General features: G+C 69.1%; 20 protein-coding genes and 1 tRNA gene. 11 read left to right on the top strand and 10 right to left on the bottom strand.

All coding sequences use genetic code 11. The features are described 5' to 3' along the window. The first annotated feature begins 51 nt into the window (after window positions 1-51). Window positions 52-714 (top strand): TetR family transcriptional regulator, encoded by a 663-nt coding sequence (locus ACQHIV_RS19170; protein ID WP_427896052.1) that lies wholly within the window; start codon window positions 52-54, stop codon window positions 712-714. Continuing rightward, entirely contained in the window at window positions 711-1,520 is an 810-nt protein-coding gene (locus ACQHIV_RS19165; protein WP_427896051.1) for an ABC transporter ATP-binding protein, read from the top strand. Before ACQHIV_RS19170 ends, ACQHIV_RS19165 begins: the two co-directional genes overlap by 4 nt. 10 nt (window positions 1,521-1,530) lie before the next feature. On the opposite strand, the gene ACQHIV_RS19160 is transcribed toward ACQHIV_RS19165, so the two are convergent. From ACQHIV_RS19160 to ACQHIV_RS19145, 4 genes are all read right to left on the bottom strand, one after another. Further along, window positions 1,531-1,941, bottom strand: a complete 411-nt coding sequence (locus ACQHIV_RS19160; RefSeq protein WP_427896050.1) for an ester cyclase — start codon at window positions 1,939-1,941, stop codon at window positions 1,531-1,533. Between the two features lie 59 nt (window positions 1,942-2,000). Further along, complete coding sequence (locus ACQHIV_RS19155; RefSeq protein WP_427896049.1) at window positions 2,001-2,174, bottom strand: hypothetical protein; 174 nt, start codon at window positions 2,172-2,174, stop codon at window positions 2,001-2,003. 246 nt (window positions 2,175-2,420) lie between these two features. Beyond that, window positions 2,421-3,839, bottom strand: coding sequence for an META domain-containing protein (locus ACQHIV_RS19150; protein WP_427896048.1), 1,419 nt, complete (start codon window positions 3,837-3,839; stop codon window positions 2,421-2,423). 21 nt (window positions 3,840-3,860) lie between these two features. Continuing rightward, window positions 3,861-4,613 carry an SDR family NAD(P)-dependent oxidoreductase gene (locus tag ACQHIV_RS19145; RefSeq protein ID WP_427896047.1) on the bottom strand — a complete coding sequence of 251 codons (753 nt, stop codon included), beginning with the start codon at window positions 4,611-4,613 and terminating at the stop codon, window positions 3,861-3,863. Window positions 4,614-4,730: 117 nt separating this feature from the next. Here ACQHIV_RS19145 and ACQHIV_RS19140 point away from each other — a divergent pair, with 117 nt between their 5' ends. The 5 genes from ACQHIV_RS19140 to ACQHIV_RS19120 all read left to right on the top strand — a co-directional run bounded on the left by ACQHIV_RS19140 (window position 4,731) and on the right by ACQHIV_RS19120 (window position 12,396). Beyond that, entirely contained in the window at window positions 4,731-5,696 is a 966-nt protein-coding gene (locus tag ACQHIV_RS19140; RefSeq protein WP_427896046.1) for an AraC family transcriptional regulator, read from the top strand. Window positions 5,697-5,848: 152 nt separating this feature from the next. Continuing rightward, the gene (locus tag ACQHIV_RS19135; RefSeq protein WP_427896045.1) at window positions 5,849-7,285 is read left to right on the top strand and encodes an alpha/beta hydrolase; all 1,437 of its coding nucleotides are present in this window, start codon (window positions 5,849-5,851) and stop codon (window positions 7,283-7,285) included. 28 nt (window positions 7,286-7,313) lie between these two features. Beyond that, window positions 7,314-8,474: a sensor histidine kinase gene (locus ACQHIV_RS19130; protein ID WP_427896044.1), complete on the top strand. Its 1,161-nt coding sequence runs from the start codon at window positions 7,314-7,316 to the stop codon at window positions 8,472-8,474. Further along, on the top strand, window positions 8,471-9,118 hold the full coding sequence (locus ACQHIV_RS19125) for a response regulator (protein ID WP_427896043.1): 648 nt from the start codon (window positions 8,471-8,473) through the stop codon (window positions 9,116-9,118). Before ACQHIV_RS19130 ends, ACQHIV_RS19125 begins: the two co-directional genes overlap by 4 nt. A 122-nt stretch (window positions 9,119-9,240) precedes the next feature. Next, the gene (locus ACQHIV_RS19120; protein ID WP_427896042.1) at window positions 9,241-12,396 is read left to right on the top strand and encodes an alkaline phosphatase family protein; all 3,156 of its coding nucleotides are present in this window, start codon (window positions 9,241-9,243) and stop codon (window positions 12,394-12,396) included. Between the two features lie 50 nt (window positions 12,397-12,446). On the opposite strand, the gene ACQHIV_RS19115 is transcribed toward ACQHIV_RS19120, so the two are convergent. Continuing rightward, the gene (locus tag ACQHIV_RS19115) at window positions 12,447-13,325 is read right to left on the bottom strand and encodes a phytanoyl-CoA dioxygenase family protein (protein WP_427896041.1); all 879 of its coding nucleotides are present in this window, start codon (window positions 13,323-13,325) and stop codon (window positions 12,447-12,449) included. Window positions 13,326-13,394: 69 nt separating this feature from the next. Here ACQHIV_RS19115 and ACQHIV_RS19110 point away from each other — a divergent pair, with 69 nt between their 5' ends. Beyond that, window positions 13,395-14,279 carry an AraC family transcriptional regulator gene (locus tag ACQHIV_RS19110; protein ID WP_427896040.1) on the top strand — a complete coding sequence of 295 codons (885 nt, stop codon included), beginning with the start codon at window positions 13,395-13,397 and terminating at the stop codon, window positions 14,277-14,279. A gap of 82 nt (window positions 14,280-14,361) precedes the next feature. Here the strand turns inward: ACQHIV_RS19110 and ACQHIV_RS19105 are convergent. From ACQHIV_RS19105 to tenA, 3 genes are all read right to left on the bottom strand, one after another. Further along, window positions 14,362-14,434: transfer RNA gene (locus ACQHIV_RS19105), tRNA-Lys, on the bottom strand. Window positions 14,435-14,505: 71 nt separating this feature from the next. Continuing rightward, window positions 14,506-16,053, bottom strand: a complete 1,548-nt coding sequence (locus ACQHIV_RS19100) for a phytoene desaturase family protein (RefSeq protein ID WP_427896039.1) — start codon at window positions 16,051-16,053, stop codon at window positions 14,506-14,508. After that, the gene (gene tenA, locus ACQHIV_RS19095; protein ID WP_427896038.1) at window positions 16,050-16,712 is read right to left on the bottom strand and encodes a thiaminase II; all 663 of its coding nucleotides are present in this window, start codon (window positions 16,710-16,712) and stop codon (window positions 16,050-16,052) included. The genes ACQHIV_RS19100 and tenA overlap by 4 nt, the downstream gene beginning before the upstream one ends. Window positions 16,713-16,804: 92 nt before the next feature. Here tenA and ACQHIV_RS19090 point away from each other — a divergent pair, with 92 nt between their 5' ends. Continuing rightward, window positions 16,805-18,517 carry an aminotransferase class V-fold PLP-dependent enzyme gene (locus tag ACQHIV_RS19090; protein ID WP_427896037.1) on the top strand — a complete coding sequence of 571 codons (1,713 nt, stop codon included), beginning with the start codon at window positions 16,805-16,807 and terminating at the stop codon, window positions 18,515-18,517. Between the two features lie 44 nt (window positions 18,518-18,561). Here ACQHIV_RS19090 and ACQHIV_RS19085 read toward each other — a convergent pair whose 3' ends face one another. Both ACQHIV_RS19085 and ACQHIV_RS19080 read right to left on the bottom strand, forming a co-directional pair. Beyond that, window positions 18,562-19,767 carry an ankyrin repeat domain-containing protein gene (locus ACQHIV_RS19085; protein ID WP_427896036.1) on the bottom strand — a complete coding sequence of 402 codons (1,206 nt, stop codon included), beginning with the start codon at window positions 19,765-19,767 and terminating at the stop codon, window positions 18,562-18,564. Beyond that, entirely contained in the window at window positions 19,764-20,717 is a 954-nt protein-coding gene (locus ACQHIV_RS19080; protein WP_427896035.1) for an SMP-30/gluconolactonase/LRE family protein, read from the bottom strand. The genes ACQHIV_RS19085 and ACQHIV_RS19080 overlap by 4 nt, the downstream gene beginning before the upstream one ends. A gap of 145 nt (window positions 20,718-20,862) precedes the next feature. Between ACQHIV_RS19080 and ACQHIV_RS19075 the strand changes: the two genes are divergently transcribed. Beyond that, entirely contained in the window at window positions 20,863-22,032 is a 1,170-nt protein-coding gene (locus tag ACQHIV_RS19075) for a sensor histidine kinase (protein WP_427896034.1), read from the top strand. Next, on the top strand, window positions 22,029-22,649 hold the full coding sequence (locus ACQHIV_RS19070; protein WP_427896033.1) for a response regulator: 621 nt from the start codon (window positions 22,029-22,031) through the stop codon (window positions 22,647-22,649). The genes ACQHIV_RS19075 and ACQHIV_RS19070 overlap by 4 nt, the downstream gene beginning before the upstream one ends. Window positions 22,650-22,655 lie beyond the last annotated feature (6 nt).

The raw sequence follows: 22,655 nt of genomic DNA, 5'->3' as shown, positions 1-22,655 counted from the left end.
ACGCGGCGAGACCTCTTGCGCCGCGATTGAACACTCGTTTAGTCTTTGAACATGCGTTCAATCGGGATCTCCGACGGTTCGGCACAGGGTGCCGGGCAGCTGACGGCCGTGCGGATCCGGGACGCGGCGATCCTGCGGTACGGACGGGACGGGTTCGGGGTCGGTCTGCGGGCGGTGGCGGCGGACGCGGGCGTGACGGCGGGGCTGGTCGTGCACCACTTCGGGTCGAAGGACGGCCTGCGGAAGGCCTGTGACGACCATGTGCTGACCGTGATCCAGTCGGAGAAGCTGAAGGCGACGACGGGCGGACCGGCGGTGGCGCTCGCGCAGCTGGCCGAGATCGAGGAGTACGCGCCGATGGCGATGTACTCGCTGCGGAGTCTGCAGGCCGGCGGTGAGCTCGCGGCGGCCTTCGTGGAGCGGATGTGCCGGGACGCCGAGGAGTACCTGGCCGTCGGCGTCGCGAGCGGAATGGTCCGGCCGAGCCGCGATCCCGCCGCCCGGGCGCGGTATCTCGCGATGCAGGCGATGGGGACGCTGTTGCTGTGGTTCTCGACGCGCTCCGGGTTCGGGGAGGTCGACGACTTCCGCAAGGAACTGCGGGCGCTGTCGAACGAGGTCACGTTGCCGGCGCTGGAGCTGTACTGCCAGGGGTTGTTCGCCGACGACACGATGCTCGACGCCTACCTGAAGGACGGCGGTGCCGCGCGATGACCGCTGCCCTGACGATCCGGCAACTGCACAAGTCCTTCGGCCCGGTGAAGGCGCTCGACGGCTTCGACCTGACCGCCGAGACCGGCCAGGTCACCGGTCTCCTCGGTCCGAACGGCGCCGGCAAGTCCACCACGATCGCGATCCTGCTCGGTCTGCTCGCCGCCGACTCCGGGGACGTGGAGGTCCTGGGGATGCATCCCCGGTACGACGCCACCGAGCTGCGCAAGCGACTCGGATACGTGCCGGGCGACGTCAGCCTGCCGCCCGATCTTACCGGCGGCGAAGCGATCGACGTACTGTCCGGCGTCTCGACATCGCGCAAGTCCGAGCTCCTGGAACGCTTCGAACTCGATCCGACGAAGAAGACTGCTACCTACTGCACGGGGGACCGGCAGAAGGTCGCACTCGTCGCCGCGCTGGCTTCGGACGCCGAACTGTTGGTGCTGGACGAGCCGACCGCCGGACTCGACACCTTGAGCCAGACCGTCTTCAACAACTGCATCATGGAAGCGAGGGCTTCGGGACGCTCGGTCCTCCTGGCCAGTCACCTTCCCTCAACCCTCGAGAACCTGTGCGACGCCGTGACGACGATCCAAGCAGGCCGCGCCGTCACGCCCGACGTACCGCCACCTGCCACGATCACCGTGGCCCTCGACGCCTACGCAGGACGCCGCGGCGCGATCCCCGGAGTCCACGATCTACGCGCCGGCACCGGCACCGTGACGTTCGCGGTGGACCCCGACGACCTCCCGTCGGTCGTCGAGGCCCTCGGCGAACTCGGCATCCCGACCACGCCCCGACCATGACCGGCGCCGGCTAGGCCCTGAGTTGCTGGATCATCGTGAGGTCGTCGCGGACGGCCCACCGTTCGCAGATGCGTCCGCCGCGGAGACGATAGGCGAAAGCGACATCGCGGGCGACGGTTCCGGCGGTCAGGTCGACGCCTCTGAAAGGGCCACCGGGCCAGTACAGCTCGCGGCGGCCGAACTGGACGACGAGGTCGCCCTCGGCAACGACCGACGTCTCGAGCCATCGTGCCGGATGGATGTCACGCCTGGCCCGCCGGAGGAACTGGCGGGTTCCTTCCAGGCCGCTCGGCATCCCCGGGGCAAGAGCGTGATTCACCATGTCCGGCGTACACAGCTCGTCGAGCCGGTCCAGGTCGCCGATGCCGTTGCCCAGTTCGTCGAATTCCCGCACGACCGCCTTGTGCCCCTCGATGTCCATCGGACCTCCCACGCCCCGGTACCACACCCTGCTTCCGGAGAGCCTAGTACTGCGCGCTGTCAGCGCAGCGTCTGTTCGAGGAAGTTGGCTACCTGGTCGGCGAGGTGGTCGGGGGACGGCTGTTCGGTCGGCGTCGACAGTGAGTGGCCGGTGCCGTGGACGGTCACGAACGTTGCTCGTACGCCGACACCTTGCAACTGATGGTCGCTACCGCGGCCACCGCGATCGTCCACACCAGCTGGGGCCGAACGACGGTCGCCACGACTGCCAGAAGCCCCGCGATCGCGAGCCCGCTCAGGAGGAGACCTGGCAGACATACGGCAACAATGAGCCCGCCACCAGCTCCCGCCGTCGATGCAACGAACCAGCCCGCACCACGCCGTCCTTTGTCCATACCGTCGATGGTCCGCAGCCGTCGGCCGTCCGGCATCGTGCTGCCGGACGACGATTTGCCGGCCGCTACTACTTCGACGTACTACCTATGAAGTAGTGAGATCGAGGCCTTCGCTGGACTGGGCCAGGAGCGTCAGTTGGTTGTGGTCGATGGTGTAGGAGACCGTGGGTTGGAAGGTGGCCAGCATCGCGGTCTCCATCGCGGCGGTTTCGGCTGTGCCGGGACGGTTGGAGACGGTGACGTCGGTGAAGCTCAGCTCTGTGTTGTTGCGGGTGAAGGTGCCGGTGAGGTCGTTGCCGCCCGTCCAGCCGGTGAGTCGCCCGTCGTCGAAGCGGATCCACGCCTCCTCCCTGCGGCCGTAGCCCCGGCGTGCGTCGGCGTTGGCGATGGTGGTGACGACCGTCCATTTGACGCCGTCGAGCGGGGAGTCCGGTTCGACGATCTTGCGGTCCAGCAGCGTGATCGTCGTACCGCCTGAGGTGAGTGTGAGTTCGTCGCCGTTCAGCTGCCAGGTGGGGTTGCTGGTGAGGAACGCCGTCAGCAATTCCTCCTGGTCCCGCAGCGGGGGCTTGCAGCCGACCGCGGTGCCGCCGAGACCGGGGATCGACAGGCGCCCACCGGCCAGCAGTTCACCGGCCGCGGTGGCCGTGCCGATCCTGTTGCAGCCGACGTGCGCTCGCACGATGTCCCACACTCGTGGGTCGCCTTCGTTCTTGTTCGGCTGTCGCGCGAACCCGAGGCGGATGCGCGTGTTCGGCAGCAGTTGCTTGGGCGTCCCGTCCTCATTCACCGCGACGGACAGATAGGTCCGGCCCAACGGCGAACTGGTCGACCCGTCGAGGACCGCGACCTTGGATCTGAACTCGCGCAAACGGTTCAGCAGTACGTCGGGGTCCTGGATGCCTGACCGGTGCAGCGTCGGCCTGCCGTCGCGCGCGACCCGGATGATCGTGCTGGGGCCGTAGGCGGTGGCCGGCAGACGTCGGTCGTCGGCGTCGATGATCATCTGGCTGCGGGCGGGGAACTGCTCCCGGGCCTCGGCAGCCGAGGCGGCCGGGGCCTCGCCGGTCCGATTGGCGCTGCTTCCGTACAGGAACGGATGGCTCTCCCAGAGGAACCACGTCGGTCCCCAGGACCCGTCGAAGAACAGCACCCAGCCGTCCTTGATCGCGGGCGCCAGCCACTCGGGCATCGCCGGATCCGGCCGGACCGGCGCCAGCACGGTGATCCGCTCGGCGAGCGCGAAGTCGACCATCGCCAGAGCATCACTGCGCAGATCGAGGCACCGGAACAGCCGATCGTGCGAGGCCTCGGTATGCACCGAGACCCCAACGGGGTGGTCGGCCGGCCGCCCCTTCAGTCGATTCACCACCCGCGCGTCGCGGGCGATCACGCCGTACGTCATCGGACTGGGATTGGCGACCACCACCGCCAGCCCCTCCCGCAACGCCTCGACCCCGTACATCAGCGCAGCCTCGAACTCGGGCAGGTCCATCACCGACATACCCCAAGTATCCGCCGGGGTTCAGATTTGGTTGGTGCCTCCGTCGACGTAGAGGTTCGTGCCGACGATGTAGCTGCTCTCTTCCGAGGCGAGGAAGGCCACGACCGCGGCGGCTTCGTCGGGGCGGCCCATGCGGCCCTTGGCCACGGTGGTGGCGACGGTTTCCTTGACGGCGCGCGCGGTTTCTTCGTCGCCGAAAGCGGCCGTGCCGCCGGGGGTTTCGATCCAGGCCGGTGAGACCACGTTGACCCGGATGCCGCGGTCCTTGAGTTCGTTCGACCACGTCCGGGCGAAGGATCGGACGGCCGCCTTCGACGCGGCGTACGCGCCGAACGCTTCCACTCCACGGTCGCCCGCGGTCGAGCCGACAAGGACGATCGAGGCGCCGTCGTTGAGCAGTGGCAACGCCTTCTGCACGGTGAACAGCGTGCCGCGGACGTTGACCGCGAAGGTCTGGTCGAAGTGCTCCTCGGTGGTCTGCTCCAGCGTCACGAACGCACCGATCGCCGCGTTCGCCACGAGTACGTCGAGCCCTTGGCCGCGTGCCCGAACCGCGGCGTAGAGCCGGTCCAGGTCGTCCAGCTTCGAGATGTCGCCGACGACCGCGGTCGCCCGGTCCGCACCGATGGTCTTGACGGCGGCCTCCAGTTCGGCCTCGCGCCGGCCGGTGACGAACACGTACGCGCCCTCGTCCGCCAGTCGTACGGCGGTGGCCAGGCCGATGCCGCCGCTTCCGCCGGTGACCACCGACGTCTTGCCGTCCAGCTGTCCCATAGGGGTTGCTCCATCACTCTCGAGATCAATCGTTCGACATCGATACTGCTGGAACCGGGTAGTACGATCAATAACGTTGAGTCCGAGATTCTTTACGTATCGTCCAGGAGGCCGCCGGTGCTCGGTTTCGGGGATCCAGTGGCCGACGCGATCGGCCTGCTCAGACCTCGCACGGTGGTCGGGCCGAGCCTCCGGGCGGTGGGCGAGTGGGCGTTGCGCTTCGACTCGTTCGTGCACGTGCGGATCGGCGGCCTGGTGCGCGGGACGTGCTGGCTGATGCTCGAGGGGCACGAGCCGGTGTACCTGCAGGAGGGCGACACCTTCATGCTGGGCAACCCACCGCCGTACGTGCTCGCCAGCTCGCTCGACCTGAGCCCGCGCCCGGCGGCTCCGGTGCTGGCGAGCGCCGAAGACGGCCTCGTGCGGATCGGCCCGGCCTCCGAGGACGACCTGTACCTCTGCATCGGGCACATCGCCTTCGACGACAGCAACGCGGCCCTCCTGACCGATCTGCTGCCGCCGCTTGTCATCGTCCGCGAGGCCGATCCGCACGGCCGGCAGCTCGCGCAGCTGATCGATCTGCTGGCCATCGAGGTCGGGGTCACCGCCGCGGGCGGCCCGCTGGTGCAGAACCACCTCGCGCAGATCCTGCTCGTACACATGCTGCGTGCGCACGCCGGCCAGACGGATCGACCGACGGGCTGGCTGGGCGCCCTCAACGAGGACGGCATCGGTACGGCGTTGCGCGCCATGCACGCGAACCTGTCCCACTCCTGGAACCTGAAGGAGCTCGCCGAGCTCAGCCACATGTCGCGTTCCGCGTTCGCGCAGGCGTTCAAGAACCACGTCGGCGTACCACCGATGGAGTACCTGATCGACTGGCGCATGAGCCTCGCGCGCGACGCCCTCGCCCGCGACACCCTGTCGATCGCCGAGATCGCACGGGCCACGGGCTACCTGTCCGAGAGCGCGTTCAGTACGACGTTCCGCCGCGTGGTCGGGTCGTCGCCCGCACAGTTCCGGAAGCAGGCACGGCAGTGGCCTAGTACTTTCGGCCAGGGTGCGAACCAGCCGCGCGCGTGATGTGGGAGGACGGCCCTGATCGGCAGAGTGACAGCCATCAGATACGTGTGCCGGCTGGAGGGAAAGTCAGGATGCGAAAGGTCATGGCCATCGCCGTGGCTGTTGCCGCAATGGCAGCAGCGACGGCCTCGGGGGTTTCGCAGGCGAGGACGGTGAGTGCTGCTGAGCCCAAGCAGGACATCAAATGGGGCGAGTGTGACAAGGACGTCGGTGACGCACTGCCGTTGCCGCAGGGAATGCAGTGCGGGACGCTGAAAGTCCCCTTGGATTACCAGCAGCCGGACGGCCGTACGATCGACATCGCTGTCTCGCGGCTGCCCAGCAAGAACCCGGAGAAGCGGCGGGGTATCCTGCTGACCAACCCGGGCGGTCCGAGCCCGGGCCTGGGCTACCTGGCGTTCCTGGTCGCCGTGAAGATGCCGCAGGCCGTGCTCGACACCTACGACCTCGTCGGCTTCGACCCACGAGGGATGGGCCGGAGTACGCCGGTGAAGTGCGACTTGACCGAGGAACAGCAGCTCTTCGGCAACATCCCGCCGTACGCGCGGAACGCGGCCGACGTCGCGCAGCGGGCCGAGCAGTCCCGGCACATCGCCCAGCAGTGTGCAGCTTCGGACACCGCCTGGATGCTGCCGTACGTCAGCGCCAAGAACACCGCGCGCGACATGGACAGCATCCGGACCGCGCTGGGCGAGCAGAAGACGTCGTACCTCGGCGCGTCCTGGGGCACGTACCTCGGTTCCGTCTACGCCACGATGTTCCCGGACCGGACCGACCGGGTCGTCCTGGACAGCAACCTCGGGCCGGGCGGTTGGGACTACCAGAGCCAGCGGCTGTGGTCGCAGGGCATGGACGACCGCTTCCCCGACTTCGCGAAGTACGTCGCCGCCAACTTCCGCGAGTACGGTCTCGGCCGGACGGCGGCGCAGGTGCAGGCGAAGTACCTGCGGTTGGCGGCGCGTCTGGACCGGACGCCGGTCAAGGGCCCGGACGTTGTCTGGGACGGGGCGATGCTGCGGCTGATCACGTTCGGCTTCTCGTACGGCGCGACGCAGTTCGCCACCCTCGCTGAGGTCTTCAAGGCGCTCGAGGCGAACCAGCCGCCCGCGCCGCTGCCGGCCGGCGAGACCGCGAAGGCGACGGCGGCCGGCGTGGACAACCTCGTCTCCGCGCGCTACTACATGATCTGCAACGACTCGCACTGGCCGACGGCGCCGGCGTCGTACCAGCGGAACGTCGCGGCGGACCGGATCCGGCATCCGCTGTTCGGTGCGGCCGGCGCGAACATCAACCCGTGTGCCTACTGGCCGAAGCCGGTCGAGGAACCGGTGCGGGTCGGCGGCAACGGCCCGTCGAATGTGCTGATGGTGCAGAACCTCCGCGACCCCGCGACACCGCTGGCCGGCGCCGTGCAGCTGCGGAAGGCGTTGGGCGACCGGGCCAGGATGGTGACGGCCGACCAGGGCGGGCACGGTGTGTACCTGCTGAACAAGAACCAGTGCGCGAACACGGCCGGTACGTCGTTCCTGCTGACCGGCCGGCTGCCCGGGCACGACTACCACTGTTCCGCGGACGCGACACCCCGCTGAGACTCCACGAGGAAGGGCGAAATACCCGGTGATCCGAAGTACCAGCCGTACCTTGGGCCGCATCCTGCTGGTCCTCGAGGTCGTGGCGCTCGTCGGCTTCAACGGCGACGAAGCGGTACGCCGGCTGGTCCTGCACGATCAGGTCACGCCGGGCGCCCTGGTGTTCTTCGGGTCCGGGGCCGTGATCAGCGCGCTGGCGCTGTTGCGGCGCCGGTACCCGGGAGCGATCACGCAGATCGTCGCGTCCGCGTTCGCGGTGTCGCTGATCTGCAGCGCGGTCGGCTTCTTCGCGAAGCCGGCCGCCCCGTTCGGCGGTGACGGCGAGACCCTCGGGCTTGTCCTGCTGATCGGAGCTGGTTGCCATCGGCTCCGATCCCGGCCGGCGATCGCCGTCGCGATCGTCGGCGGACTGGCGCTCGTCACGGCGCCGATGCTCCGCTACGGCAGGGATTCGACCACCCTCACCCTCGCGGTGTTCTGGACCATCCTGTGGGGCTGCAGTGTCGCGATCGGTCTGATGCTGCGGGACGCCGACGCGCGGCGTGAGGCCGAGCTCGTCGCGGCGCGGAACCGCGAGCGGCTCGCGCTCGCCCGGGAGCTGCACGACCTGGTCGCCCACCACATCACCGGCGTGGTCGTCCGGACGCAGGCGGCGCAGGTCGTACTCGCGGACGGCCCCGAACAGGAGGTGCTGCGCGAGATCGAGGGTGCCGGCGCCGAGGCGCTGGCCGCCGTACGACGTCTGGTGACGATGCTGCGGAGCCCCGAGCAGATCGTCCCGCCCACCTCCTTGGTGAACGCTGTGGAGGCAGCTGCCGCAGGTCATGCCAACGTCGACCTGCGGCTGGCGCCCGGTCTGGACGACCTGACCGTCGCACCGGAAACGGTGTCGACCGTGCATCGCGTCGTCCTCGAGTCGTTGACGAACGTTCGCAAGCATGCGCCGGACGCGCGGACGGTCACGGTCGCGGTGGAGCCCGCGGGCAGGCTGCTCCGCGTCGAGGTCACGAACGACGGGATCCGGCCGGGCCGGGCACGACGTACGGCCGGTGGGTACGGACTGATCGGCATGGGGGAGCGGATCGGTGCGCTCGACGGCACGCTCACCGCCGGCGAACAGGACGACCACGGCGAGCGCCGGTGGCGCGTCCTCGCCGAACTCCCGCTGACCGGTGAGGTGGAAGCATGACTGTCCGAGTCCTGCTCGCGGACGACCAGGCGTTGGTCCGTACCGGCTTCCGGCTGATCCTCGAACGCGAGGCCGACATCGAGGTCGTCGGCGAGGCCGAGGACGGCAATCGGGCGGTCACGCTCGCCCGTGAGCTGCGGCCGGACGTGACGCTGATGGACATCCGCATGCCGCAGCTGGACGGCCTCAGCGCGACCCGGCTGCTCGCCGGACCGGAGGTGGTCGATCCACTGCGCGTGCTCGTCGTCACGACATTCGACCTCGACGAACTCGTGCACGAGGCGCTGCAGGCCGGCGCCCGAGGCTTCCTGCTCAAGGACGCCGGCCCACGACTGCTCGTCGAAGCCGTACATGCCGCCGCGAACGGCGATTCCCTGGTGTCGCCGTCGATCACCACCCGCCTCCTCCAGCACTTCAGCAGGCCGACCGGCAGGACCCGCCGCGCCGAGCCACCCCTGACCGAACGCGAACTCGACGTCACCCGGGCGATCGCCCGCGGCCGGACGAACGCCGAGATCGCCGCCGAACTGATGATCTCGCTGTCGACGGTGAAGTCACACCTCTCCTCGATCCAGCGCAAGATCCAGGCCCGCAACCGCACCGAGATCGCCGTCTGGGCCTGGGAATCAGGCCTCGTCCGCTGAGCGGCCGTCAGGCCCGGTCGACTCAGGTTTCCTTGGCGTTCCACAGGCTGCCGGGGGTGCGTCACGTTCCGTCCGTAGGTTCGGCTGGATTGCTTCCCCACCAGCCTCGGAGGAACGAGTCGATGCGAGTCACACGTCAACTGCGCGGGCAGGACCGGTCGGGTCTTCGCGCGCTCCGGAGGAGACGGCTGCCGCTCGTCGCGGTAGCCGCTCTGGCCGCCGTCGCCACCGGCACCAGCGCGTTCGCGCAGGCCGATCCGTTCGGTTTCGAGCACGTTGGTCAGACCACCGACCTGGGCCAGGTCGTGTCCGACAACCAGTACCTGAAGCCGATCGGCCGGCGTCTGGTCATCCCGTACGGCAAGATCATGTCGTCCACGGTCAGCCCCGACGGTACCCATCTCGCGGCCTCGCTCACCGACGGCGGCCAGGTGCTCGCGATCGTGGACCTGAAGACCTACAAGGTGCAGCAGTACGTCGGCACCAACGCCCAGTCGGACCTGCGGGTCAGCGGCGGCGACGTCGGCCAGGAAGGCCCGACGTACTCACCGGACGGTACGCAGCTCTGGCTGGGCCGGGCCGACGGCTTCACCAGGTTCACAGTGAACGCGGACGGCAGTCTCGCGAACCCGGCGAACGTCGGCATCGCCGCCCAGGGCTCGAAGCGCGCGCTGTCCGCCGTGCCGGTGTTCTCGGCCGACGGCAAGACCGTCTACGTCGCGGTCAACGGCCAGAACCGGGTCCTCGCTCTGGACGCCGCGACCGGGGCCGTGCAGCAGAGCTGGCCCGTCGGCATCGCCCCGCGTGGCATGGTCGAGGTCGGCAACAAGCTCTACGTCAGCAACGAGGGCGGCCGCCCGGCCAAGCCCATGCCGGGCAGCCTGGCCGGCCAGGTCAGCGCGATCACGGCCAGCGGTGAGAACCCGCCGAACGAGGTCGCCGCGAACCTCGATGATCACGATCCTTCGACCAAGTGGCTGTCGAAGCAGCCGACCGGCTCGGTGACCTACGAGCTGGCCAAGCCGGCGGTGGTCGTGCGCTACTCGCTGACCTCCGCGAACGACTCGCCCGGCCGCGACCCCAAGGACTTCACCCTCCAGGGTTCGAACGACGCCAGTACCTGGACCGACCTGGACAAGCGCACCGGGCAGCGCTTCGACTCGCGGTACATCAGCAACGGCTTCACGTTCAAGAACACCGCGGCGTACCGCTACTACCGGCTGAACGTCACCACGAACTGGGGCGACCCGCTCCTGCAGCTCAGCGACTGGGACATCAGCTCCTCGGCCGCCGCGGCGGAAACCACGATGAACTCGTACGGCACCGCGCTACCGGCCGACCCGTTCACCGGTAGCTCCACCACCGGTACGGTCAGCGTGATCAACCTGGCGAACCCGGCCGCCATGTCGACCCCAGCCACCAGCGTCGACGTCGGTCTGCACCCGACCTCGGTGTACGCGAAGAACGGTGCGGTGTTCGTCACGAACACGGCCTCCGACAACGTCTCGGTGATCGACACCTCCAAGGACAAGGTCGTGCAGACCATCGCCACCCAGCCGTGGCCCGAGGCCTCGGTCGGGTACGAGCCGACGGCGGTGAACCTCACCGACGACGGCCACCTGCTGGTGACGCTCGGCCGCGCCAACGCGATCGCCGTCTACAAGTACAAGAACCCCCTGGAGCCGGTCAGCTACATCGGCCTGCTCCCCACGGACTACTTCCCGTCGGAGATCACGACCGCCGGCGACAACGTGGTGGTCTCGAACACCCGCGGCGTCGACGCCCTCCGCAACAGCAGCAATCACAGCACCCACGACACGACGTCCAGCCTGCAGCAGTTCAAGCTCCCGGACGACGGCGTCATCCGGACCTACACACAGCAGGTCTTCAAGCAGAACGGGTGGGCCCCCAACTCCGTGCAGCGCACGAGAGGCGGCGCCAAGCCGGTACCGGTCCCGCTCAAGCTCGGTGACCCGTCGACGATCAAGCACGTCTTCCTGCTCGTCAAGGAGAACCGCACGTACGACCAGGTGTACGGCGATATGCCCGAGGGCAACGGCGACCCGACGCTGACGCAGTACGGCGAGAACGTGACGCCGAACCAGCACGCACTGGCCCGCCAGTTCGGGCTCTACGACAACACCTACGACATCGGGACGAACTCCGCCGAGGGCCACAGCTGGCTGATGCAGGCCGACAACCCGGAGTACACCGAGTCGACGGCGGGGGAGTACCAGCGCAGCTACGACTCGTACAACGACGTACTCGGCCACCAGCACAGCGGCTTCCTCTGGACCGGTGCGGAGGCGGCGGGCAAGACCGCGCGTGACTTCGGCGAGTACCAGATGCAGCAGAACAACAAGCCGGCCGGCGCGAGCTGGCAGAACCTGTACTGCGACACCAAGTACATGGCGGCGGATCCGGCGCGGAACACGGCGTACCCGATGTACTCCAACGTCGACATCCCGTCGCTCAACGCCATCTCGGTGCACGGCTACCCGGGTGGTGACCTGAGCATCCCGGACATCTACCGGTACGAGATCTGGAAGCGTGACTTCGAGAAGAACGGGCCGGCGAACCTGAACATGTTCTGGTTCCCCAACGACCACACCGGCGGTGGGCCGACCGGGCCTGCCCAGGTCGCCGACAACGACCTCGCCGTCGGCAAGGTCGTCGACGAGATCTCGCACAGCAAGTACTGGAAGGACTCCGCGATCTTCGTCGTCGAGGACGACTCCCAGGCCGGCGTCGACCACGTCGACGGCCACCGGGCGCCGATCCAGATCATCAGCCCGTGGGCCCAGCACGGCACCGTCGACAGTCACTACTACTCCCAGATCAACATGATCCGCACCATCGAGCAGATCCTCGGGATCCAGCCGATGAACCAGAAAGACAGCGCCGCCACCCCGATGCGGGCGGCGTTCACGAACAAGCCCGACAACAAGCCGTTCACAGCGCTGCCCAACCGGGTCCCGCTGACCCAGGGGTTGTCGACCCCGCCGTCGTGTGGTGCTGACGTCCCGGCCGCGCCCGCTCTCATGGGTAAGGTTCCGGCGGCTCAGCAGCCGGTCGCCGCGGAGTGGGAGGCGTGGAAGACGAGGCAGCCGTTCACCGGAGACAACACCAAGGTCGACTCGGTTCCCCCTGCGCAGATGAACCGGTTCTCCTGGTACGAGGCGCACAACTTCGCCACGCCGTACCCCGGTGACACGAAGATCTACGCACCGGACCAGGTGCCGGGTGCCTTCATCCCGGGGGCCGACAGCGACGGCTGACACATCAGGACGGCCCGCCGACCGGCGGGCCGTCCGCAATGGCTGGGCGGTTATCGGTCGCAGCCGCCTTCGCGGTCCGGCCGTACGCCTGGTCGGGCGACGTCGGCTAGTCCTTTGTACGCGTACGGGTCGTTGCCGGCGACCATGACGATGTCCCGGTAGTCCGCCTTGGCGAAGTGCTCGTCCTTCCGTGGCTCGCCCCACGGAAGCAGCGAGGTGGCACTCATGTAGTGGTTGACCAACGCCCGCCGGAGACCTCTCCTGACCGTGTTCGGGAAGGACTTGTGCAGCAGATATCCGTTGAAGACCAGCGCGGCTCCGGCCGGCAGTTCGACGGGGACGGCGTCCGATTCCTGGTACGGGAAGCCGTAGGACTCGACAGTGCAGTCGTACCTCGGGTCGTCGTGCTCCCGGTCCGGGTAGATGACGCCCGCCCGGTGCGAGCCCGGCAGTACCCACAGGCACCCGTTCTCGGTAGTGGCGTCGTCGAGCGCGATCCAGACGGCGGTCAACGACCGGTCCCTGGTCGGGATGAAGAACTCGTCCTGGTGCCATGCCTGACCGGGCTTGCCCTCCGCCTTGATGAACAGCATCGACTGCATCGCCTTGACGTCCGGCCCGATGACCTGGGTCAACGCCGACACGATCGCCCGCTGGTGCAGGGCGGCGGCCATCGTCTCGGATACCTTGTGCGGGTGGTGGATGCACAGGTAGCGGCGGATCACGTCGTCGTCGGTGTCGCCCGGCCGGGCCGTTTCGATTCCGGCGACCGGACCGCGCTCGCCGCGGCACAGCCTGGCCGTCTCGTCCCGCAGTACGGCCACTTCGTCCGGACTCAGCGCGTCGGGCAGCACGACGAACCCGTCGCGGCGGAAGTCGTCGAGGGAAACCGAGGTGTCGATGTCCTGGTGTGAGGGCGTGGTAGTCATACCGTCGATGCTGACTGTCCTTTGCCGCGAGGACGATGTCCATCAGCCGCAGGAAGATGGCGAATCGCGGTGTATCTAGCCGCCCAGGACCTGCCGGTACGGCTGGACGCCCCGCCGGGAGTTGTCGACTACCCGCCGGGTGCGACGTACGGCCCGCGCACGCTCGCCGACTTCGAGTTGGTCTGGCTGCTGCACGGCAGCGCGACCTGGCGCTGCGACGATCGGCGCGAGCAGGTGGTACCCGGGTCGCTGCTGTTGCTGCGGCCGGGGATGACCGACGAGTTCGCATGGGACCCGGAGCGGCCGACGCGGCACGCCTACGTGCACTTCTCCTTGGCCAGGGACGTCGCGGGCTCGGACAGCTGGCCGTTACGCCGCGACCTTGCGTACGACGACGTACTCGCCGGACTGTTCCGGCACATGCTCTGGTTGTGCTCGACCCGATCCGCGCACTGGGACTCGCGCACCGAGGACGTCCTGTCCCTGTTGCTGGCCAGCTACGCAACCGGCCCACTACCGGAGCCGGGAGACGTCGCACCGCTGCCCGCGGTGCTCGAAGCCGTGATCGAGGTCCTGCGCGAAGAGTGGGCGGCCGGCCCGCTTCGCCCGGTGACACCGGCCCGCCTGGCGGCCGCCGCCGCGGTGTCCACCTCCCACCTGTCCCGAACGTTCCACACCCGGTTCGGCCTGGGCCCGGCCAAGGCCGTGGAACTCCTGCGCCTCAGCCGCGCCGAGGACCTGCTGCTGCGCAGCAACCTCACCCTCGCGGCAATTGCCACCGAATGCGGCTTCGCCGACGCCTACCACTTCTCCCGCCGCTTCCGCGCCACCTACGCCACCCCACCCGGCCGCTTCAGAACCGCCGGCCCCCAGTCCGCACCACCCTCCCCGCTCGCCCGCACCGGCCTGCTCCCACTCCACCACCGCATCTGGCAACTCGACGATGTGACGTGACGCACAGTCACAATCCAGCCCCCGCACACCGCCCCAGCCAACAACAAAAAGCCCAGATCACTCACGTGACCTGGGCCGACGGTGCGCCGCCAGGGACTCGAACCCCGAACCCGCTGATTAAGAGTCAGCTGCTCTGCCAATTGAGCTAGCGGCGCCGGTTCTGCATTCGCGGTTGCTTGCGAACGAAGAGGATCGTAGCAGGGGGATCGGGGAGATGCGAAATCGGTTAGTGGGTGAGGACGGTCATCGCGGCGTTGTGGCCGCCGAGGCCGGAGACGGCGCCGCCGCGGCGGGCGCCGGAGCCGCAGATGAGGAGGTTGGGGACGTCGGTTTCGGTGCCCCAGCGGCCGGTATCGGCGGGGGTGGTGGCCCAGGGCCACTGGAGGTCGCCGTGGAAGATGTGGCCGCCGGGCATGCCGACGGATTGCTCGATGTCGTACGGCGTCTTGGCCTCGATGCAGAGGTTGCCGTCGGCGTCCCGGGCGATGCAGTCGGCGAGTGGTTCGGCGAGGTACGACTCGAGGCCGGCCAGCACCCGGCGGGTCGCCTCGGTGCGGGCGGAATCGTTGTCGGAGGCAAACAACCGGGCGGGGAAGTGGACGCCGAAGACGGTCAGCGTGTGGTAGCCCGCGGCAACCAGCTCGGGGGAGAGGATCGACGGGTCGGTCAACGAGTGGCAGTACACCTCGGACGGCGGTACGGCGGGCAGCTCGCCGCCGGCGGCGGTGCGGTACGCCGACTCCAGCTGGCTGTAGTCCTCGTCGATGTGGAACGTACCGGCGAAGGCCCGTGCCGGGTCGTCGCCCGACTTCAGCGCCGGCAGGTGGCGTAGCAGCAGGTTGATCTTCAGCTGCGAGCCCTCGGGCTTCTCCACGCCCGCTTGACCACGGAGCGCAGCCAGGGTCGACGGTGCGACGTTCGACAGCACCCAGGTGCAGTCCACGGAGCGCTCACCGTCACCGCCGAGCCAGGTGACCGAGCCGCGCGAACCGTCGACCTCCACGGACGTGACCTCGGCGTTGGTGACCAGGGCGGCGCCTGCGCGCCGGGCGGCCGCGGCCAGCGCGTCGGTGACCGCACCCATGCCTCCCACCGGCACCCGCCACTCGCCGGTGCCGTTCCCGATCAGGTGGTACAGGAAGCACCTGTTCTGGATCAGTGACTCGTCGTGCAGGCCTGCGAAGGTCCCGATGACGGAATCGGTCGCGACGACGCCCCGGACGGTGTCGTCGGCGAAGCGGCGCTCGATGGTCTCTCCGAGCGGTCGCTCGACCAGCTCGTCCCAGAGCGCGCTGTCGACGCGAGAACGGAGCTCAGCGGCCGGCTGGAGCGGCTCGAGCAGCGTCGGCGCTACCGCCGCCGCCAGCGAGCCGACGGCCCCGTAGAAGTCGGTCCAGGCCTCGTACTCCGTGTCGCTGCCCGTGAGCGTCCGGAACGAGTCCCTGGTGCCAGGGCCTTCCGGCCGCTCTACCAAGAGGCCAAGGTCGCGTCCACCACGGCGTACCGGCGTGTAGGACGCCACGGCACGCGAGCGGAGGTCCAGGGCGAGGCCTAGGTCGGCGACGATCTTGTCGGGCAGCAGGCTGACCAGGTACGAGTACCGCGACAGCCGTGCGTCAACACCCGGGAAGACCCGCTGGCTGACCGCTGCGCCGCCGGTGTGCGCCTGTTGTTCCAAGATGAGCGTGGAGAGCCCGGACTGGGCCAGGTACGTGGCAGCGACGAGCCCGTTGTGCCCACCGCCGACTATGACGACGTCGTAGAAGTCCTTCATCCCACCGGCCAATCGAGCTTGTGGTAAGCGGCGTCCCAGAACATCCATTCGTAGCGGCACGTCGTGGCGAAGTGCTGGTGACAACGTTCCCGCTCCGCGGTGCCGACGTCCAGTGTGTCTGTCACCGCAACCACCTCTTCGACCACCGCGTCGAACTCCTCGGAGCCGTACGTCGCGATCCACTTCGCGTACAGCGGGTCCGGCGACGACCGCTTCAGCAGCTCGCGCCCCACGTCCCGGTAGATCCAGTAACAAGGCAGTACGGCGGCCACGGCCTCGGCGTACGTGCCCGTGGCGCACACCGCGGTCAGATAGGACATGTACGCCGTTGTGGTCGGCCCGGAACCGGCCGCGTCCACGTCGGCCGGTGTGAGGCCGAGGGAGGCCAGCAGCGACGTGTGCAGCTCCCGCTCGACGGCTATCGCGTTGGCGGCGTGCAGCGCGAACATGCTGACCGCGTCCTCGTCGGTCGCCCGTCCCGCGACCAGGCTGAGCGCCCGCGAGTACGCGCGCAGGTAGTGGCTGTCCTGGGTGATGAAGTACCGGAACGCGTCGTGGTCCAGGGTCCCGTCGGTCAGGCCGGTGATGAACGGGTGCTGGACGATCTGCTCGTACACGGTGCCGGCACCGCGGTCCCACAGCTCGCTGGAAAACGTCATCCCCACTCCTCGCGCTCGACTGCCACCGACCCTATCCACAGGGCGCGCACGGATCACGAGACGCAGCTCACCCCGGCGCCCTACTCTGAAGCATGGGTGCACTCGAAGGGATGCCGCCGGAGACCCCGCTGCTCCGGCAGATCCGCGCGTCGGTGATCGGCGACGACCAGGTGATGCCCGGTCCGTACGGTCCGCGGCGGGTGACGTACGCCGACTACACCGCCTCCGGCCGGGCGCTCACGTTCCTGGAGGACTTCATCCGCGAGGAGGTCCTGCCGCGGTACGCGAACACCCACACCGAGTCCAGCGGGACCGGTCTGCAGACCACTCGGCTGCGCGAGGACGCGCGGCGGATCATCCACACCGGCGTCGGCGGCGACGCCGAGACCGCGCTGATCTTCTGCGGGTCCGGCGCGACCGGGGCGATCGACAAGCTGATCGGGATCATGGGCCTGCGGATCCCGGCCGAGCTCGACGACACGTACCACCTGACCGACCAGATCCCGCCGGAGCAGCGCCCGGTCGTCTTCATCGGGCCGTACGAGCACCACTCGAACGAGTTGCCGTGGCGTGAGTCGATCGCGGACGTGGTGATGATCAGCCAGGACGCGGACGGCCACATCGACATCGACCAGCTCGAGTCGCGGCTGCGGCAGTACGCCGAACGCCCGTTGAAGATCGGCTCGTTCTCGGCGGCGAGCAACGTCACGGGCATCGTCAGCAACACTTCTCGGGTGTCCGCACTGCTGCACCGGTACGGCGCCTTGTCGTTCTGGGACTGCGCCGCCGCCGCGCCGTACGTCGAGATCGACATGTACGGCGGGCGCGACCGGGACCCGCTCTCGTACAAGGACGCGATCTTCCTCAGCCCGCACAAGCTGATCGGCGGCCCGGGCACGCCCGGGGTGCTGGTCGCGCGGCGCGAGCTGCTCCGCAACCGGGTGCCCGACGTACCGGGCGGAGGCACGGTCGCGTACGTGAACCCGCTGGAGCACCGGTACCTGGACGACCCGGTGCACCGGGAGGAGGGCGGGACGCCGGCGATCATCGGGTCGATCCGGGCCGGGCTGGCGTTCCAGCTGAAGCAGGCGGTCGGGATCGACGTGATCCGCGCGCACGAGGACGCGTACCTGCGGCGCGCGGTCGAGGCGTGGAAGAGCGAGCCGAACCTGCAGATCCTCGGCAACCTGGACGCGGAGCGGCTGTCGATCGTCTCGTTCGTGGTGAAGGGCCCGTCCGGGCGGTACCTGCACCACAACTTCGTCGTCGCGCTACTGAACGACCTGTTCGGCATCCAGTCCCGCGGCGGGTGCTCGTGTGCGGGTCCGTACGGTCACACGTTGCTGGGGATCGACCTGGCGCGGTCGCACGAGTTCGAGGAGGAGATCCTGCACGGCTGCGAGGGGATCAAGCCGGGCTGGGTGCGGGTCAACTTCAACTACTTCATCTCCGAGGCGGTGTTCTCGTACGTCGTGGAGGCGGTCAAGCTGGTCGCCCGGGACGGGTGGCGGCTGCTCGGCGACTACCGCTTCGACCCGGCGAACGGGCTGTGGCGGCACCACCGCGGCCCGGTGGAGCCGCCGATGCGGCTGTCCCAGGTCGGGTACGACGCCGACGGCAGGCTCAGGTATCCGCGGCACGACCACACCGCGCCCGAGTCCGCCCTCGACGACTACCTCGCCGAGGCCCGCGACCTGCTGGCCACCTGCGCCGAGAACCAGGCGGACCCCGACGGTCAGGTCAGCAGCGGCTTCGACCACCTCCGCTGGTTCGAGCTCCCCGCCCGCTGCCTCACCCGCGACTAGCGGGCACCGGCCGTCCGGCCTCACGTCCCGCCGCCGCTCTGGGACTAGCGGGCGCCGGCGGACTCGAGGATCTTGGCGATCTCGGTGTAGCCGCGGGAGCGGGCGTGCTGGAGCGGGGTGACGCCGGCCTTGTCGGCGAGGCTCGGGTCGGCGCCGGCGTCGACGAGGGTCTGCACGATGTCCTGCCACGGCTTGGTGCCCTTCCCGAGGATGATCGCCTCGAGCAGCGCGGTCCAGCCGAGGTCGTTCACGTGGTTGACGTCGATCTTCGTCTTGACCGCCCGTCGCACGTAGTCGACGTGACCACGCTCGCTCGCCGGGATCAGCGACGTACCGCCGAAGCGGTTCCGCAGCGTCAGGTCCGGCTTCGCAGGCAGCAGCGTCTCCAGCATGGCGACGCTCCCGGTCACGCCGGTCACGAGCCAGGCCGAGTCCTTCCGGTCGTCCTGCGCGTCGGGATCCGCGCCGAGCTGGACGAGCAGGCGGGCCACGTCCACCCGGTCGTTGAGCGACGCGAGCAGCAACGCCGTACGCCGATGGTCGTCGCGCGACTCGACCTTCGCGCCGGCCGCCAGTGCCGCGGCGGCCTTGTTGGTGTCACCCGCGGTGACCGCCCCCAGCAGATCGCCGGTGGAGGCTCGAGCATCCAGCACGGCGCTCACCGCCGACTGACCGCGGTCCTTCGCGGCCTGCACCGGCGTGGTGCCGCCGTTGACGGCCGGCTTGTTCCGGTCGGCGCCGGCCGCGATCAGCAGCCGGACGGTGTCGACGTACTCCGGGGTGCCCTTGCCCAGGATGACCGCCTCGTGCAGCGCGGTCCAGCCGAGGTCGTTCACATGGTTGACCGCGACACCCGCCTGGATCAGCCGGCCGACGACCGCGGCGTGACCGCGCTCGGCGGCCCGGATCAGCGCCGTACCGTGGTAGCTGTCGAGGCTGCGGACGTCCGCGCCGTGTGCGAGCGTCAGGTTGAGCAGGTCGAGGTAGCCCTCGCTGGCGGCGATCAGGAACGCGCTCTGGACGGTGTTGTCGAGCGCGTTGACGTCGGCGCCGGCGTCGATCAGGCGCTTGGCCGTGGGTACGTCGTTCTTCCAGGCCGCGGCGATCAGCTGGCTGTCGAGGGTGGACGGCACGGTGGCGCTCCTCGAAGGCGTCGGGGTCGGTTGGGGAGCGTTGGTGGTCTCCGCGGAGCACGCGGTGGTCGCCGCCATCAGTAGGACGGCGACCACGGCGATCGGGCGGCGTGTCATCGGCGCGGGTTGAGCGTGATGACCTGGTACGGCGGGACGGCGGTGGCCTCGTCGAACTTGCTGTCGACCACCAGCAGCCGGCCCTGGGCGAGCTTGGCGGTGGTCAGCACCCGGTCGGGGTCGGTCGGCTTCGCGGACAGCAGCCGTGCGGTGGAGCCGTCGGCCGAGAGCCGCAGCGTGCTCAGCACCTTGGAGAAGTTCCGCACGACCCAGAGGGTGTTGCCCTGCTGGACCAGGCCGTCGGCGTTCACCAGGTCGGCATCGGCGATGTCGACGGCGGTCGCCTTCGCGGTCCGCAGGTCGAACCGCCACAGCTTGCCGACGTTGCCCTGGGCCACGACCAGCGCCTTGCGGTCGGGGGAGAGCACGATGCCGCCGAGGTTGAAGCCGTCCGCGGTCTGGATGGTGCCGGTCGCATCGGCCCAGGTGCTGACGGTCCACTGGCCGTTCCGCTCGGCGACCCGGAAGATCTGCGGGGCGTTCGAGTTGGTGAAGTAGGCGGCGCCGTCCGGGCCGATCACGATGTCGTTGAGGAACGAGTTCGGTACGCCGGTGCGGAGCGCGGCGAGCAGCTTGCCGTCGCGGCTGTAGACCCACAGGTCCGGGGCGCCCGCGTGGTCGATCCCGTTCGGCCCGCCGGCGACGTACACCCGGCCCTGGGCGTCGACGTTGACGCCGCGGGCGGTCCAGCGGCCGTCGGTGCCGTCGCCCTTCAGCCACTCGATCGCGTTCGGGGTGTTGACCTGACCGCGGTGGATCTCGCCGCCGGTGGTCTCGGAGACGTAGTAGTTCTTGGTACGGGCGTCGTACCCGATGCCCTCGAACTTCGAGCCGCCGGGGTCGCCGGGGAGCTCGTAGGTGCTGGGGCGGGCCGCGAACGCCGTCGAGGCGCCGACGCCGAGCAGCGTGGCGGACAGTGCGAGGGTGGCGGACAGCGAACGGACGGACATCTGAACCTCTCAAACGGTCGGTGGATTTCGAGCTGCCACCAGCTTCCGTCCGCGGCCCCCGCCCGCACGACGGGTGTTCGGCCATCAACGGATAGCCGAACGGATGATTCGGAACCGGCTCCACGCGGCCTACGATCGGCTGAACATGTCTACTGCGCACACACCGTCGATCCTGAGCCATGCGCCCCGCCTGGTGGCCGCTTTGCATGCCGCGCTCGTCGTGCTCGTGCTGGCGTCGGTGGTGCGGTACCTGACCGGCCACGGGTTCACCGAGCGCGGACCGTGGATCCTGCTGGCAGCCGTGGTGCTGCTGGGGACGTACGGCGCCTATCGTCTGCTGCCCAGTCGGCTCTGGCTGGCGCTACTGGTGCTGGAGTGGTGCGTGCTGGTGTTTCTGGCGCCGTCGTTCGCCTGGTGCGCCGTGCCGCTGTCCTTTGTCGCACTGCGCATCCTGTCGTTCCGGCCGGCCTGTCTGGTCGTCGCCGGCATGGTGGTGGTCACCGTGGTGCAGTGGACGCGCATGACCGACCGGCTGGACCCGACGATCGTGCTGGGGCCGGTGTGCATCGCAGTGCTTGCCGTGGGCGCCTATCGGGCGCTGGAGCGGGACGCCCTGGCCAGACAGGCGTTGCTGGACGAGCTGCACGCGGCACAGGGCGATCTTGCCGACGCACAGCATCAAGCAGGCGTGATTGCCGAGCGGGCGCGGCTGTCGCGCGAGATCCACGACAGCGTGGCGCAGGGCCTGTCCAGCATCAACCTGTTGCTGCAGGCCGCGGAGCGCGAGTGGGACGACAAGCCCGCGGTAGCGCGCCAGCACGCGGCCCAGGCAGCAGCCACAGCACGTGACGGTCTGGACGAAGCCAGGAGAGTCGTGCGCGACCTGGCACCCGCAGAGCTCGCTGCAGGTCTTCCGGACGCACTGCGTAAGACCTGTGAGCGTTTGTCCGCCCACAGCGACCTCAAGATCCACGTCCAGGTGCACGGTACGCCGGTGAAACTGGACTCGGAGGTGGAGACCGCACTGCTCCGAACGGCTCGCGGAGCGGTCGCCAATGTGCTCGAACACGCCCACGCCGACTCGGCTTTCGTGACTCTCACCTACCACCCGGACGCGGTCGTCCTCGACGTTGTGGATAACGGCGGGGGCCTTCCGCGATCTCATGTCAAGATCGATTCCGACCGCGGCCACGGACTGGCCGGAATACGGGAACGACTGAGACAACTGGGAGGCACGCTCGTGCTGGAGAGTGAACCGGGGGACGGTACGGCGTTGGCCGCCGCGATCCCGCTGAAAGCACCGGAGGACGGATGATCCGGGTGGCTCTGGTCGACGACCATCCGGTCGTCCGGGCCGGCGTCCGGGCGCTGGTCGAGGGCCAGGACGACCTGTCCGTCGTCGGCGAGGCGTCGGACGGGCACAGCGCGGAGCAGCTCGTCGCGGCGGTCCGCCCCGACGTGGTGCTGATGGACCTCAACCTCGGAGCCGGCGCGGGCGGCGCGGAGGTGACCGCGAAGTTGCGCCGGATGGCCGAGCCGCCGTACGTGCTGATCCTGACGACGTACGACACCGAGGCCGACATCATGGGCGCGATCGACGCGGGCGCCTCCGGGTACCTGCTGAAGGACGCGCCGCCGGAGGACCTGTTCCGGGCGATCCGCGGCACCGCCCGCGGCGAGACCGTGCTCGCGCCGGCGGTCGCGGCCCGGCTGGTCCGGCGGACCGGTCCGACGCTGACCGAGCGCGAGGTGGAGATCCTCGGCCTGCTCGCCACCGGCAAGTCGAACCGGGAGATGGCCAAGACGCTGTACGTCAGCGAGGCGACGATCAAGTCGCACCTGCAGCACATCTACACGAAGCTGGAGGTGGAGACCCGGGCCGCCGCGGTGGCACGCGCGATCGAGCAACGCATCATCCGGGCGGTCAGCTGAGTATGG

It is taken from the genome of Kribbella polygonati, from assembly GCF_050320105.1.
Classification (GTDB): domain Bacteria; phylum Actinomycetota; class Actinomycetes; order Propionibacteriales; family Kribbellaceae; genus Kribbella.
Note: the sequence above shows the minus strand (reverse complement) of the source record. Positions and strands in the feature narration are given on the sequence as shown.

What these genes read in the sequence shown, in the direction of transcription:
- ACQHIV_RS19170 (WP_427896052.1), top strand. Translation starts at nt 52, where the DNA reads ATGCGTTCAATCGGGATCTCCGACGGTTCGGCACAGGGTGCCGGGCAG.
- ACQHIV_RS19165 (WP_427896051.1), top strand. Translation starts at nt 711, where the DNA reads ATGACCGCTGCCCTGACGATCCGGCAACTGCACAAGTCCTTCGGCCCG.
- ACQHIV_RS19160 (WP_427896050.1), bottom strand. Translation starts at nt 1,941, where the DNA reads ATGGACATCGAGGGGCACAAGGCGGTCGTGCGGGAATTCGACGAACTG.
- ACQHIV_RS19150 (WP_427896048.1), bottom strand. Translation starts at nt 3,839, where the DNA reads ATGTCGGTGATGGACCTGCCCGAGTTCGAGGCTGCGCTGATGTACGGG.
- ACQHIV_RS19145 (WP_427896047.1), bottom strand. Translation starts at nt 4,613, where the DNA reads ATGGGACAGCTGGACGGCAAGACGTCGGTGGTCACCGGCGGAAGCGGC.
- ACQHIV_RS19125 (WP_427896043.1), top strand. Translation starts at nt 8,471, where the DNA reads ATGACTGTCCGAGTCCTGCTCGCGGACGACCAGGCGTTGGTCCGTACC.
- ACQHIV_RS19120 (WP_427896042.1), top strand. Translation starts at nt 9,241, where the DNA reads ATGCGAGTCACACGTCAACTGCGCGGGCAGGACCGGTCGGGTCTTCGC.
- ACQHIV_RS19115 (WP_427896041.1), bottom strand. Translation starts at nt 13,325, where the DNA reads ATGACTACCACGCCCTCACACCAGGACATCGACACCTCGGTTTCCCTC.
- ACQHIV_RS19100 (WP_427896039.1), bottom strand. Translation starts at nt 16,053, where the DNA reads ATGAAGGACTTCTACGACGTCGTCATAGTCGGCGGTGGGCACAACGGG.
- tenA (WP_427896038.1), bottom strand. Translation starts at nt 16,712, where the DNA reads ATGACGTTTTCCAGCGAGCTGTGGGACCGCGGTGCCGGCACCGTGTAC.
- ACQHIV_RS19090 (WP_427896037.1), top strand. Translation starts at nt 16,805, where the DNA reads ATGGGTGCACTCGAAGGGATGCCGCCGGAGACCCCGCTGCTCCGGCAG.
- ACQHIV_RS19085 (WP_427896036.1), bottom strand. Translation starts at nt 19,767, where the DNA reads ATGACACGCCGCCCGATCGCCGTGGTCGCCGTCCTACTGATGGCGGCG.
- ACQHIV_RS19080 (WP_427896035.1), bottom strand. Translation starts at nt 20,717, where the DNA reads ATGTCCGTCCGTTCGCTGTCCGCCACCCTCGCACTGTCCGCCACGCTG.
- ACQHIV_RS19075 (WP_427896034.1), top strand. Translation starts at nt 20,863, where the DNA reads ATGTCTACTGCGCACACACCGTCGATCCTGAGCCATGCGCCCCGCCTG.
- ACQHIV_RS19070 (WP_427896033.1), top strand. Translation starts at nt 22,029, where the DNA reads ATGATCCGGGTGGCTCTGGTCGACGACCATCCGGTCGTCCGGGCCGGC.